General features: G+C 69.6%; 13 protein-coding genes. 7 read left to right on the forward strand and 6 right to left on the reverse strand.

Annotation, left to right across the window (positions count from 1 at the left end; genetic code table 11):
• Positions 1-138: 138 nt before the first annotated feature.
• Positions 139-639 carry a ricin-type beta-trefoil lectin domain protein gene (locus AB0M30_RS13030; RefSeq protein WP_364583513.1) on the reverse strand — a complete coding sequence of 167 codons (501 nt, stop codon included), beginning with the start codon at positions 637-639 and terminating at the stop codon, positions 139-141.
• A gap of 705 nt (positions 640-1,344) precedes the next feature.
• Between AB0M30_RS13030 and AB0M30_RS13035 the strand changes: the two genes are divergently transcribed.
• Positions 1,345-1,503 carry a hypothetical protein gene (locus tag AB0M30_RS13035; protein ID WP_364583516.1) on the forward strand — a complete coding sequence of 53 codons (159 nt, stop codon included), beginning with the start codon at positions 1,345-1,347 and terminating at the stop codon, positions 1,501-1,503.
• 9 nt (positions 1,504-1,512) lie between these two features.
• Here AB0M30_RS13035 and AB0M30_RS13040 read toward each other — a convergent pair whose 3' ends face one another.
• Positions 1,513-1,956 (reverse strand): MarR family winged helix-turn-helix transcriptional regulator, encoded by a 444-nt coding sequence (locus AB0M30_RS13040; RefSeq protein WP_103336523.1) that lies wholly within the window; start codon positions 1,954-1,956, stop codon positions 1,513-1,515.
• Between the two features lie 91 nt (positions 1,957-2,047).
• On the opposite strand from AB0M30_RS13040, the gene AB0M30_RS13045 reads away from it, so the two are divergent.
• Entirely contained in the window at positions 2,048-3,265 is a 1,218-nt protein-coding gene (locus tag AB0M30_RS13045; protein WP_364583518.1) for an amidohydrolase family protein, read from the forward strand.
• A gap of 474 nt (positions 3,266-3,739) precedes the next feature.
• The gene (locus AB0M30_RS13050) at positions 3,740-5,083 is read left to right on the forward strand and encodes a hypothetical protein (protein WP_364583520.1); all 1,344 of its coding nucleotides are present in this window, start codon (positions 3,740-3,742) and stop codon (positions 5,081-5,083) included.
• A 372-nt stretch (positions 5,084-5,455) separates the two neighbouring features.
• On the opposite strand, the gene AB0M30_RS13055 is transcribed toward AB0M30_RS13050, so the two are convergent.
• Positions 5,456-5,986 (reverse strand): pyridoxamine 5'-phosphate oxidase family protein, encoded by a 531-nt coding sequence (locus AB0M30_RS13055; RefSeq protein ID WP_364583521.1) that lies wholly within the window; start codon positions 5,984-5,986, stop codon positions 5,456-5,458.
• 2 nt (positions 5,987-5,988) lie between these two features.
• Positions 5,989-6,489: a helix-turn-helix domain-containing protein gene (locus AB0M30_RS13060; protein ID WP_364583523.1), complete on the reverse strand. Its 501-nt coding sequence runs from the start codon at positions 6,487-6,489 to the stop codon at positions 5,989-5,991.
• A gap of 550 nt (positions 6,490-7,039) precedes the next feature.
• On the opposite strand from AB0M30_RS13060, the gene AB0M30_RS13065 reads away from it, so the two are divergent.
• The 3 genes from AB0M30_RS13065 (at position 7,040) to AB0M30_RS13075 (ending at position 9,776) form a co-directional block, all read left to right on the forward strand.
• A complete protein-coding gene (locus AB0M30_RS13065; protein WP_364583524.1) occupies positions 7,040-7,783 on the forward strand; it encodes a GAF and ANTAR domain-containing protein in 744 nt (247 codons plus the stop codon).
• Positions 7,784-7,866: 83 nt separating this feature from the next.
• Entirely contained in the window at positions 7,867-9,390 is a 1,524-nt protein-coding gene (locus AB0M30_RS13070) for a catalase (RefSeq protein ID WP_364583527.1), read from the forward strand.
• Between the two features lie 59 nt (positions 9,391-9,449).
• A complete protein-coding gene (locus AB0M30_RS13075; protein ID WP_364583529.1) occupies positions 9,450-9,776 on the forward strand; it encodes a hypothetical protein in 327 nt (108 codons plus the stop codon).
• Between the two features lie 30 nt (positions 9,777-9,806).
• Here the strand turns inward: AB0M30_RS13075 and AB0M30_RS13080 are convergent, their stop codons facing one another.
• Positions 9,807-10,544: an SDR family oxidoreductase gene (locus AB0M30_RS13080; RefSeq protein ID WP_364583532.1), complete on the reverse strand. Its 738-nt coding sequence runs from the start codon at positions 10,542-10,544 to the stop codon at positions 9,807-9,809.
• Between the two features lie 82 nt (positions 10,545-10,626).
• Here AB0M30_RS13080 and AB0M30_RS13085 point away from each other — a divergent pair, with 82 nt between their 5' ends.
• On the forward strand, positions 10,627-11,184 hold the full coding sequence (locus AB0M30_RS13085) for a TetR/AcrR family transcriptional regulator (RefSeq protein WP_364583535.1): 558 nt from the start codon (positions 10,627-10,629) through the stop codon (positions 11,182-11,184).
• 160 nt (positions 11,185-11,344) lie between these two features.
• On the opposite strand, the gene AB0M30_RS13090 is transcribed toward AB0M30_RS13085, so the two are convergent.
• A complete protein-coding gene (locus AB0M30_RS13090; protein ID WP_364583537.1) occupies positions 11,345-13,033 on the reverse strand; it encodes a transporter substrate-binding domain-containing protein in 1,689 nt (562 codons plus the stop codon).
• Positions 13,034-13,036 lie beyond the last annotated feature (3 nt).

Genomic DNA, 13,036 nt, shown 5'->3' on the forward strand with positions numbered 1-13,036 from the left:
ACGGGGATGCCGTCCGGGCCGGAGTGCTGGAGAGCATGCTCGGCGGCCTCGAGGAGGGCGGTGGCGGTGCGCTGGTCGTGTCCCGCCCACCCGGTAGGGCGCCGGCGCAGGTGCGCCGACGGCCCGTCCAGGTCGTGATCAAACGAGAGTGCTCCACCGCGTGGCTCCCGAGCACTCCACCACGACGACGCGTTCCACGGCTGCGGGATAGCCGTGCATGCACTTGCCGGTCGCCACGTGCGTGAACTTTTTCGGCGAGCCGGACGTGGTCGTCCAGTTGGTGGACGGAGACGTGCAAGCCGTGGTGAAGACGACCGCGCCATCGGAGCCGAGGCAACGCCCGTTGCCCACGTTCCTGAACTTGCCCGCCGTGTAGTTGTCCCAGTTCTGGGTCGGCGTGCCGTCGCAGAACATCGTTTGCACGACGTCTCCAGGCCAGGCGTCCACACAGAAGCGGTGGTCGCTGGCGTACAGGATTCGCGACACGGCCGAGGCGCCGAACTCGCCCTGCGTCGCGGTGTCAGTGGTGGCAGCTCCGGCGGCCTGCGCCCCGGTAGCGACGCCGGCCAGCAGCGTCGCGGCGAAGGCCGCCGCTGCTCCGGCGCCGGCGAATCTGCGGGCCATTCCCCTGGTTTCCATTGTCGGTTCCCCTCTCGTGAATCGTTTGTTGCGCACTGGCACCAGGGTGGACGGCCGATCGTGTGAACCGCTTGCAAGGTTTCTGCAAAGCGCAGCTCAGAGCGCCCGGCCTGATGGCGGAGCCCGCCGGACGTGGGGATGCCAGACGCTGCGTCCGCAGAGAAGCCCAGGCCGCCGCCCCTGGGCTTCTCTCGTCTGGAAGACCCCCCGCTTGGACTCGAACCCAGAACCCTCCGGTCGGGCAGGGCGCTCGTCGGCCTGACTCGAGACGGCAAAGACTCAGCAAGTGCCCTTGATTCCCACGCGCATTCGCAGATGGTCGCCCGAACAGCCGAATCCCTCTTCTCCTCCGGGCCGAGCATCGCGAACAGTGCCTTGCCTTCAGCCCAGTCGAACGCGGCCGACGGAGTTGGTCCAGGCGACCTTGGCGTTATCGGGCGACGGACGGGTCGGGCTTGTAGAAATCCGAACTGCCGGAGGTGGGTCCGAAGTTCGGTGGGGGTGCACCCGGTGAGCCGATCCTGTTCAGAGTCGTCGTTCAGTCCCTGAACGACAACAACCGAACAGACCGGTCAACAGGGTGATCGGTAAGACCGGGGACGTTGTGGTTGCAGTCGGCCAACCTCGCCGGATACTTGGCGCGGGCCGGGCTGCTGACCGCGGTGTTCTGCCTGACCAACGCACAACGAAACCCTGGCGACGACCGTGGCCATCGCGGTGCTCGCCGACCCGGTCATCGCGATCCCCGCCACCGGCTACGGCCTGCTGAAATTCCTGATCATCCCGCTCTTCGGGCGGCTCGTCACCCGCGCTGCCGCCACCGGGCCCGGCGACGAGCCGAGCCGGGTGGTGGGCAACCGGTGAGCGGGCGGCTCACTGCTCTTTTTCCGCCCGGCGGCGGGACCAAGCGCCGGCGTCGGTGGTGTAGCGGACGAGGAGCCGCGCGAACTGGGTGCGTTCCTCCGGCGACCACCCGGCGGTGATGCCCTCGAAGGCCGCGCGCTGCTCGGCGGCGAACCGGGTTCGCTCGGCCTCGCCGCGTTCGGTGAGCTCGAGCACCGTCCGGCGGCCGTCGGCCTGGGAGGCCGCCCGCCGCAGCAGGCCGTCGGCGATGCAGGCCGCCACCGATCGGCTGGCCACCGGCTGCACGACGCCCATCTCCGCGGCGAGCCCGCCGACCGTCAGCTCCCCCGGGACGTCGGCGACCACGTTCAGCACCAGGTTGCGGGACACGTCACGGCTCGACGCCGGGACACGCCGGCGCAACCGCGACAGCGCCGGGCCGATCTGGTCCAGCAGGGCGTCCTCGTCGGTCATCTTCCGGATCGTAGTACCCCCCGCATTTGCATACCAGAGCCAAACTGCATAGCATCAGGTATGTAACTGTGAGCGAGAAAGCGAGGCCGCCATGGCCACCACTGCCATCACCGGTGCCCGGGTGTTCGACGGGGAGAAGACGCTGGGAGTGCAGACCGTCGTCCTCGACGGCCGGAAGATCCGCCAGGTCGGCGGCGAAGTACCCGACGGCGCCGAAGTCGTCGACGGCCGGGGCGCGACCCTGCTGCCCGGGCTGATCGACGCGCACGTCCACTCGAGCCCCGGCTCCCTCGCACTGGCCCTGCGGTTCGGCGTCACCACCGAACTGGAGATGCAGGGCATGAACACCCGCGAGAACCGCGCGCACATCACCGAAGACGACACCGTCGCCGACGTCCGGTCGGCCGGCTTCGGCATCACCCCACCCGGCGGTCACCCCAGCGAGCTCATGCCCGAAGGGTTCCGGCCGGCCGGCGACCTGCCGCCGGTGATGCCCCTGATGCCGTTCTCCACCACCCCGGACCAGGCGGCCGCGTACATCCCGCAGCTCCTGGCGCGCGGCTCCGACTACATCAAGTTCATGGTCGACGACGGCAGCGTCGAAGGACACCCCGGGCTGCCGATGCTCGACCAGGCCACGCTCACCGCGGGCGTCGCCGAGGCCAAGAAGTACGGCGCCCTCACCGTCGCGCACACCCTGACCCTCGACGCCACCCGCATGGCCGCCGAAGCCGGGATCGACGGTGTCGTGCACGTGTTCATGGACCGCCCGCACACCACGGAAATCGTGGACCTGATCGCCGGGTCGGGGATGTTCGTCGTCCCGTGCGTCAGCCTCGACGCGTCGATGATGGGCATCACCGGCAGCACCCTGGCCGACGACCCCCGGGTCGCCCGCCGCCTCGACGACAAGTGGGAAGAGACGCTGCGGTCGAGCTACAACCGCTACCCCCAGGGCAAGCTCGAGGACGTCCTGGAGACCGTAGCGGCCTTGGCCGCGGCGGGCGTGGACCTGCTGGCCGGCACCGACGCTTCCATGGCCGAAACCTTCTTCGGCGGCCTGGCCCACGGAGCCAGCCTGCACCACGAACTGCAGTACCTCGTGACCGCCGGCCTGACGCCCGCCCAGGCACTGCGCGCCGCGACGGCAACCACAGCCCGCCGCTTCGGCCTCGGCGACCGAGGCCGCATCGCCGAAGGACTCCGCGCCGACCTGCTGCTCGTGGACGGCGACCCCACGACGAACATCGGCGACACGCTCAACACCCGAGCGGTCTGGCGACGCGGCAGCCGGCTGGAGAATTCTTAACAGCTGCCGGCTTTCCGCGCCCGGTGGGCAGGTCGTCGGCGGGGCGGGTGGATCGATCGGTACCGCGCGCCCCGCCGACTGCGGGACACGGCCTCCGGTACCTGACGCCGAAACCACCGGCCTGACCGCCGGGCTCGCTGGTGCACCGGTTCGGCGTCGGCGAAACCCACATCGGCGAAAGCGTCACCGATCCAATGCGCCCGGCTCAGTGGCCGATGCCGGACGCTCTCGCGAAGATCGAAGTGCGTGGTCCAATCGGGGGAAATCTCCTGAATCGCACTGCGTCCCCGACTCGTTCGACAAACTGGAGTTGTTCGAACGAGTGGTGACGACGATCCGGATTGGCTCAGGATGAATGCGCGGAGCGAGAATGGTGACCCGGCTGACGCGGCGGGTCCCACGTCAGCCGATCCTACCGAAATCACTCGCGCCCTGTGCGGGGCGCCGTACCTGGACGGCAGGTTCGCTCGCGAGGTGCTGAGCAGGCTGTTGCGTGATCGGCTTCGACCAGTCGCTCCCACTCCGGGTGTCGACCTTACGATTGTCCTCCGGCACTGCCTCACCGCCCTGCTTTACCACCGCATCTATTGGGCACTGTCCACCGTGCTGCTGGCGGCAACCATATCGGTGCTGTTCATCGCACCGGCCTACGCGCCGCTGGGCGGTGTGGCGGCCGCCGTGCTGGCAGTGCAGCACCGCATCCTGGTAAAGAAGATTGTCTTCGACCGGCTGCGGCGGGGACGATTCCGGACCGACCTCGGTGCACCTCGGCCACCGCGCCGATGGATGGAGGAGCGTGTCGAGTCGATCGAACGCGCCCAACGGGGCAACGTGACATTGTTCTCGGGGCACCGGCCGTTCGTCGGCCACGGCGTGCCGGTCGGCGGGTGGTCTTTCGCCCTGCCGCTGCTGCCTTCCACCGAGCTGACGAACGGCAGCGGCCGGGCGATTCGCCAGTTCACCGGGACCGAATTGGTGGCGCACCTCCGGGACGTGCTCGCAGGGACCGCGGCCGGTGACCCCCGCTCCACACTGTCCGGCCTGTACGTGCAAGAGCGGTTGTTCGTCGAGGGGCACCTGTCCGACGATCACGACGCCCTCCTCCCCGATCGAAAAGCGCCGCCGGTTCTCGAAGTGGGCCGGGAAGAGATCACCACGATGACGAACCAGGTGGACGATTCGGCGCGCTGCTATCTCGTGGCCCATCTGCGGTCGGAGCGAAGCGGACTGGCTACCAGCACATTCCTGCGGTTCCTTGTCGATGACCACATGCTCTACGCAGAGTGCGAGCGCACGGTGCTGCCGCCGCTCCATCCGGCACTGCGCATGGACGAACGTACTACCAGAAAAGTCGGATTCGGCGACTTCACGGACAGCGAGGTGGCATCGGCTTTCGCCGGCTGGATCAAGCCGTTCTTCGCCGCACCCTTCTGGCTGCTCGATAGCTTCACCCTGCTCAAGGACCTTCACGCCAGCCGTCGGCAGAGCCGAGACGCACTGCACGACCTGCAGTTCGACTACGGAACAGACTTCTCGGTGCGGGAATTCGCCGCCACCGGCGACTACGCCAACAGGTTCCAGGCCAACGACGCCGAGCGGCACTTCAAGCTCATCGAACGGCACACTCTGGAAGCACTGATCCTGTTCCTCAAGGGACACGGCGTCAACACGGACGAACTCCACTCCCGGCAGGCCGCGATACTCAATCAGGGCATCATTCAATTCGACGGTACGAATAACATCGGAGCCCTCGCGGTGGGTGACCAGGCGCGGGCGACCCAGCGGAACAATCCTCAAAAGACCAAAGCGACAACGTGATGCCGAGGGGTTTGGGATGAACAAGGGTTTCCAGGTATTCGGTGGCACGGTGAACATCGGGTCGGCAGCGGTGGGCGACGACGCTCACGCCGAGGCAGACGAGGTCCACCTCGGCCGACCCGAGGACGAATCCGCAGTTCCAGGGGCGCAGGCCGGTGCGGGAGCGCATAGCAACGACCTGTCGGGAACCGCCGATGCCGTGGTCCAGGCGCGGAACATCGGAGTGGTCACGATGGCGCCAGGCTCGAGCACGACCGGCGGCTCAGGACCACGACGAAGAACCCAACGCGAGTGAGGCGCATACCGACGGCGTGGCCCGTGAGACGGTCGAGGCGTTGCTCGAGGACGCCGTCGCCGGCCGGGCTTGACCTGTCAGGGGCGGTGGCTGGTGTGGGTGAACTCCACGGTGGAATGCGTCGGCGGCTCCGAGGGCTCCTTCCGCTGCCGGCCGAAGACCAGGACCTTCGCGGGCTCGACGGCGAAGACCGCGACGTCGTGGTCACCCAGGCGGAACCCGTTGTCGGTCGGCTCGTAAGCCCAGCTGCCGTCCCACTTCTGCCGCCACGCCGCGGCGAGCTGTTCGAGCTTCGAGCGGCCCGTGACGCGGCGGACCGCGCCCTCGACCATCACGTCCAGGGAATCGTCCCAGGCGTTGCGGCCCGTGGTCAGCACGACGTTCGGGTTCGCCGTGAGGTTGAGGTACTTCTGTTCGGTTGTGCCGGTGCCGAAGTGGACCGCCCCGTCCAGCCACACCGCGACCAGCGGTGTCACGTGCGGGCGGCCGTCGGCACGGACGGTCGTGAGCCAGCTGATCTGGGCCTCTTCCAGCGCCCGCGTGGTTTCGGCCCAGCCGGTGGCCGCGGAGCCGGGATCGCTGAACCGTTCGTCGAGCCGGGTTTCCATCGTCACTCCGTTCGGTCGGTCGCGGATGCCGCGTAGGCGGCATCGAGGCGCTCGGTGACGGTCGGGCCGTCCGGCACCTCCCCGCGGCGGGTGCCGAGGTGAGTCTCGCGCAGTTCGTCCATGAAGGCTTCCCACAGCGGCGGACCGCCGGCGTTGAGCACGTCCGCGCGAGCCGCGTAGGCGTCGGCCACGGGCAGGTGCCGCACTCCCCAGGCGCTGAGCTGCGCGAGCATCGGGACGAGGTCGATCGCGCGTTCGGTCAGGCTGTAGGTGACCTTCTGCTTGTGCGACGCGTCCCCGGCCCGGGTGAGCAGCCCGTGCTCGACGAGCGTGGCGAGCCGGTCGGCCAGCACGTTCGACGAGATCCGTTCCTCACCGCCGAGCAGCTCCCGGAAGTGCCGCGCCCCGCCGAAAACGACGTCACGCAGGACGAGCAGCGTCCACCGGTCGCCGAAGATCTCCAGCGACAGGTTGATCGGACACCGCGACCGCGCTTCCTTCACCGCTCTCACCTCGAAACTGGTTGCATTACGAGAGCAGTAGTACCCCGGGGCGACCGGTGCCAAACCGCGCCGCGCTGGTGGCGGACGAAGCGGTACATCCCGCTGTCCCCCGCGATGGACGCGGCGATGAGGACGGCGGGCACGAGCAGTCCCCACGGGCTGGCGAACGCCGTCGCGAACGCCGGGATCGCGGCCGCGGCGGCCAGGCTCGCCCATGCCCGCTCCGGTCTCTCGAAGCCGGTGGCGAACCGCCGCCGGCGGGCCCGCGGCTCCGACCGCGCGACCGGCGCGGTATCAGCCTGGCGCGCCGGTGCCCGATGGAGAAGTCGGAGGTGAAATGAATCGCCATCCTTCGGATCCCGAAGAGCAGCCCGGAAAGGATCGGGAGCGCCTTCACCGACGAAATATTCAGGTGGATTGCCCGATCTATCGTCACGCGATCGGCGCCGCCGCGGCCCGGATCGCCGACCTGGTTCTCCGCTCCTGCCGAGCCGCCCGGCAACATCTACTGTTGTCCCGGACTCCCGTCCCCACCTCGATGGAGCACCACATGGAAGACAACCTGCTGTACGAGCGGGACGCCGCACGGAGAGTGGACGACGTCACCGACGCGCTCGATCGCCTGGCCGGCACCTTCGCGGAGGAAGAGGAACTGCTGGTGGTGCTGCAGCGAGTGTGCCGGCAGGTCATGCACGCGGTACCGGACGCGGAAATCGCCAGCATCACGCTGCTCCGCGACGGCTCCCCCTACACAGCGACAGCGACCGGTGACAGCGCGCACCACATCGATCAGGCGCAGTACGACGCCGGCCGGGGGCCGTGCCTGGAAGCCGCCCGGACCGGCGAACTCCAGCGCGTCAGGGTGACCGAGGCGGCACAACAGTGGCCCGAGTTCGCCGCTGCCGCGGACGAATGCTCGGTCGTCGCCTACCTGTCCGCCCCGCTGTTCGTCGACCACCAGTACCACGGTTCGCTCAACCTGTACGACACCGGCGGCAACAGCTTCGGCGCGCTCGACGCAGCCCTGCTGGACCTCTACACCGCCGCCGCCGAATCCGCGCTGCGCAGCACCCGCCGGCACCAAGCCGCCCGCGAGACCATGGGGCAGCTGCGCACCGCGTTGACTTCTCGCGCGGTGATCGATCAGGCGAAGGGCATCCTCATGGCCCTGCACAGCATCCAGTCCCACGACGCGTTCGACCTGCTCGTCAAGGCGTCGCAGGAGCAGAACAGGAAACTGCGCGACGTCGCCGCCAACTTCGTCGCCGAGGTCACCGCTCGCCGCCAAGATTAGAACCGGGCGAGATCGGGTAAGCGATCACGATTGGGCAGGTGAACGCGGCCGGGTGTGCACGGTCGCCGTGATGGAGGAGAACAGTGACGCAGATCCGTCCCGAACCGACCACCACCGACGCGGGCATCCCGGTCGAAAGCGACGAGCACTCCCTCACCGTCGGTCCCGACGGGCCGATCCTCCTGCACGACAACTACCTCATCGAACAGATGGCGCAGTTCAACCGCGAACGCGTTCCCGAGCGGCAGCCGCACGCGAAGGGCAGCGGCGCGTTCGGGCGGTTCGAGACGACCGGTGACGTCAGCGCGTACACCAAGGCAGCCGTGTTCCAGCCGGGCACGAAGACCGACCTGCTGGTCCGGTTCTCGACAGTCGCCGGCGAGCGCGGCAGCCCGGACACCTGGCGCGACCCGCGCGGATTCGCGGTGAAGTTCTACACCAGCGAAGGCAATTACGACATGGTCGGCAACAACACGCCGGTCTTCTTCGTCCGGGATCCGATGAAGTTCCAGCACTTCATCCGCTCGCAGAAGCGCCGGGCCGACAACAACCTGCGCGACCACGACATGCAGTGGGACTTCTGGACGCTGTCGCCGGAGTCGGCGCACCAGGTGACCTGGCTGATGGGCGACCGCGGGATCCCGCGCACCTGGCGGCACATGAACGGCTACAGCTCGCACACCTACATGTGGGTCAACGACGCGGGTGAACGCTTCTGGGTCAAGTACCACTTCAAGACCGACCAGGGCGTCGAGTGCTTCACCCAGGACGAAGCCGACCAGATGGCCTCGGCCGACACCGACTACCACACGCGCGACCTGTACGAGTCGATCGAGCGCGGCGACCACCCGAGCTGGACGCTGAAGGTGCAGGTCATGCCGTTCGACGACGCCAAGACCTACCGCTTCAACCCGTTCGACCTGACGAAGGTGTGGCCGCACGGCGACTACCCGTTGCTCGACGTCGGCCGGATGACGCTCGACCGCAACCCGACCGACCACCACACCGAGATCGAGCAGGCCGCGTTCGAGCCGAGCAACCTGGTGCCGGGGATCGGCGCGAGCCCGGACAAGATGCTGCTCGGCAGGCTGTTCTCCTACCCGGACGCGCACCGCTACCGGATCGGCGCGAACTACAAGCAGCTGCCGGTCAACGCCCCCGTCGCGCCGGTGCACAGCTACAGCAAGGACGGGGCGATGCGCTACACCAAGGTCGCCGACCCGGTGTACGCACCGAACTCGAAGGGCGGCCCGCACGCCGACCCCGCCCGCTACGGGCAGCCGGCGGGCTGGCACACCGACGGCGACATGGTCCGCACGGCGTACACGCTGCGCAAGGACGACGACGATTGGGGCCAGGCCGGGACGATGGTCCGCGAGGTGCTCGACGACGACCAGCGCGGCCGGCTGGTCGACAACGTCGTCGGGCACCTGCTCAACGGCGTCTCCGAGCCGGTGCTGGCGCGCGCGTTCGAATACTGGCGCAACGTCGACAAGGACCTCGGCGACCGCATCGAGTCCGGCGTCCGGGCCAAGCAGGACGAGAAGGACCCGAAGGCCGCCGACCAGGGCAACCCGGCCCGGTCGAGCATGCAGCACAAGGCCTGAGCCCGACCCGGATGCCGGTAACCGCGCGGTAAGGATCTCCGGGCGCAAACGGTGCGACGATGAGGCGATCCGACGAGGAGGTCGCCATGACCAGTACTCATCCAGCACCAGCGCCGATCGGTCATCCTGCCCGGAAACGATTGGTGCCGGCGGGAATCGTCATCGTTTCCGCCCTGTTCGTGGCGGGCGGCGCGAAAGTCGCCTTCGAACTGGGCTCCACCATGATGCTGAGCATCGCCTCGGTGGGCGCTTGGATGATGCTGTGCCTGGGGTTGGCCTACGCGGGAGTCCGGCTGCGAGCCGGCGTCGGCGGCGCTCTCCTGGTCGGCTTCGGCATCGGCGCGTTCCTGGTGCTGCTGTTCGGAGGCATGCGGATGCTCGCGTGAGCACCCTCGGCGAGCTGCCGAAGGCCGGCCTCAGCCTTGCCGGGTGGGCCGGATGGTCAGGTCGCCGATCTCGACGTCGTCCGGCTGCTCGATGGCGAACGCGATCGCCCGCGCGACGGCGTCCGGGCTGATGCCGAGCGTCGCCATCGCCCGCTGGACCTGCTCACGCTGCGCGGGGTCCTCGACGTAGTCGACCAGCTCGGTGCGCACGAACCCCGGCGAGATCGACGTCGTGCGCAGCACACCGTCGGTGGACTCCTGGCGCAGCGCCTCCAGCAGCGTGCGCACGGCGTTCTTGGTCCCCGCGTAGACGGCTTGCGTCGGGACGATCTTGAGCCCCGACGTCGAGACGGTCGTGACGAAGTGACCGCGGCCCTGCGCGCGGAACACCGGGAGCGCGGCGGCGATGCCGTGCAGGACGCCGCGGAGGTTGACGTCGATCATCGCGTCCCAGGCGTCGACGTCCAGGTCGGCCACCGGCGCGATCCGGGCGACGCCGGCGTTGCCGACCAGGACGTCGAGGCGGCCGAAGCGGTCGACGGCGAGCGCCACGAGCCGCTCGAGGTCGGCGCGCCGCGTCACGTCGACGTCCAGCACTTCCGCCCGGCCGCCGTCGCCGCGGATCTTTTGCGCAAGCGCTTGCAGCCGGTCGGTGCGCCGGGCGCCGAGCACGACCGCCGCGCCGCGGCCGGCGAGTTCCCGCGCGGTCGCTTCGCCGATCCCGCTGCTCGCGCCGGTGATCGCGACGACCTTGTCCAGTTCGTTCATCGTGCTGCCTCCACTAAGCTGACAAGTGTCCGGATAACCTCGACTGTACCGGACACTTGTCCACTTATGCGAGGAGAGTGCTGTGGCCGGACGAGAGCGCCGTTCGGACGCCGTCGCGAACCGCGACCGGATCGTCGAGGTCGCGCGGGCGGAACTGAGCGAGTCCAACGGCGCGACCGACGACCTGAAGCTGCACCGGGTCGCCAAGGCCGCGGGCGTCGGGCAGGGCACCCTGTACCGGCACTTCCCGACGCGCGAGCACCTGCTGGCGGAGGTGTACCGGGCCGAGCTGACCCAGCTCGTCGACACCGTGGCGCCCCTGCTGGCGGAGCACTCCCCGCTCGACGCGCTGGCCCGGTGGCTGGACCGGCTGGTCGAGTACGCGCGCGTCAAACGCGGCGTCATGGCGGCGATCGAGGTCCCGGTGTGGCAAGACCTCTACTCCGGCCACCACCACCGGCTCGACGAAGCACTCGAAACGCTGCTGGACCGGGGAAAGGCGGCCGGGGAGATCCGCGGCGGCGTCGATGCCGGCGACGTCATCCTGCTGCTCGGGGCACTGTCGCGGATCCCCGAAGCCGAGTGGGACGAGCGGGCGGCCAGGATCGTAGCCGTGATCGTCGACGGCCTGCGCGCCTGACCCCGCGCCGCCCGGCGCGCCGGCCCATCCACCCTCCACAAAGGACACCAAGACCAGCGTCCACGGTCTTCCTGCTCATCGTCGGGTGGCGTCGCAGCCGTCCACGGCATCCACCGCACGATTTGCCGGCGCGTATTCGCCGGCCGGGACAGGGCTCGGATCAGCCGATGGTCCGGTCGATCGGTGGACCGGTGGTGACTTCGGGCAGCAGCTTGCCGAGGGAGTGACGCCAGGCGGACTGGTAACGGCCGTCCCGGTAGCTGTGCTCGAGGATGTCGTCGAGCGCCTCGGCCAGCTCGTGCCGGTCCTTGCTCACGGCGAGGCCGTAGGAGCTGTCGGCGAACGCGGGGCCCACGATCTTCGCCTTGGCGCCGAGGCCGAGGAGGTAGCCGAGCAGGACCGACCGGTCGGCGCTCACCGCCGTTGTCCGGCCCTGCAGGAGCAGCTGGAGGCAGTCGGCGACCGTGCGGCGGGTGCGCAGCTGGGCGGGGTTGTCCAGGTACGGGCGTAAGTTCTCGACCGCGGAGCTGCCCTCGGCCGCGCAAACCGTCACGGCCGGGTCGCGCAACGAGTCGCGGCCGTCGACGGACGTGGTGGCGCCGGCGACCATGAGGGACAGGCCGGACCTCTCGTACGGGCCGCCGAACGAAAGGTATCGCCTACGGGAATCGGTGATCGCCATGCTCCCGGCCACCAGGTCCACCTGAGACGTCTGCACGGCGGAGAGCCGTTCCGCGGCGGCCAGGTCCAGCCAGTGGACCCGCTCGGGCGGGTATCCGAGGTCGGCGGCGACCAGCCGGCCGATCGCGACGTCGAAGCCGCGCAAAGTGCCGTCGGGACAGCGTTCCGCCAGGCCCGGCCGCGCGAACATCGTGCCGATGTTCAAGGTCGGCCGGCCGGCCAGCGACGCCGTGGCCGCCGCGACGGCCGGGGTGCGGGTGACCGGCTCGGCAGGCGTGGCGAGCGGCTCGCTGCCCTGGCAGGCCACCATCGCGACCAGCGGCGAGGGCGCCGGGAGCGGCACGGTGTCGGCCGCGGTGAGCAGGGTGGTGGCCAGGAGGGCGGCCGTCGTGACCCGGGCTTTCCGGCCGGGCCGGGTGGCCGGTGGCAGGGGCGGCCCGGCGAGGTTGCGGACGAGCGGGATCCGGGTGCCGGCGTTGCGGCTGCGCAGCTGCGGCAGCGGGCGGCCCTTGGCCCGCAAGCCGGCCCGCAGGTGCGTGTACACGGTGTCGATGTCGAGGATGGCCGGCCCGCCGGGGATACCGCGGGTCAGCGTCGTCAGCAGCTCCCCGGTGAACGCGGTGAAGGGTTCACCGCGCGGGGCGAGCGCGGTTCTGGTTTCGGCGCTGGCGGTCAGCACGCAGACGCCGTCGACCGCGGCGTGGTCGGCAGCGTCCGCGGCCAGTGTCCCGCCGAGCGCGACACCGCTGTAGCAGCAGTCGAGCACGATCAGCTTGCGTTTCGCCCGGACCCCGGGGTGGCGCAGCGCGCGGCGGATCCAGTCATACGGCAGCCCGGTCCACGGCCGGGTGCGGTCGGTGCCGGGCAGGGCGAGGAACAGCTCGTCGGACTCCAGGTCGATGAACCCGTGCCCGGCGAAGGAGAAGACGAACAGGTCGGTGGCCGCCGCCGCGGTGTCGCGGATGCGGTCGAGCACGTCCCCGGCCGAAGGCGGGTCGGTCAGGGTGGGGCAATGCGCGGGCGGCAAACCCCACAGCCGGGGATCGGTCAACGCCGCCTGCAACCCCCGCACGCCTGCGGCGACGGCCGGCACGTCACGCAGGTGGCGGTACCTCCCGCAGCCCACCAGCAGGGCGCGCGACGATCCGGGGTCCGCCAAGGCCGGCACGGG

The organism is Amycolatopsis sp. NPDC051716 (genome assembly GCF_040681595.1).
Classification (GTDB): Bacteria; Actinomycetota; Actinomycetes; order Mycobacteriales; family Pseudonocardiaceae; genus Amycolatopsis.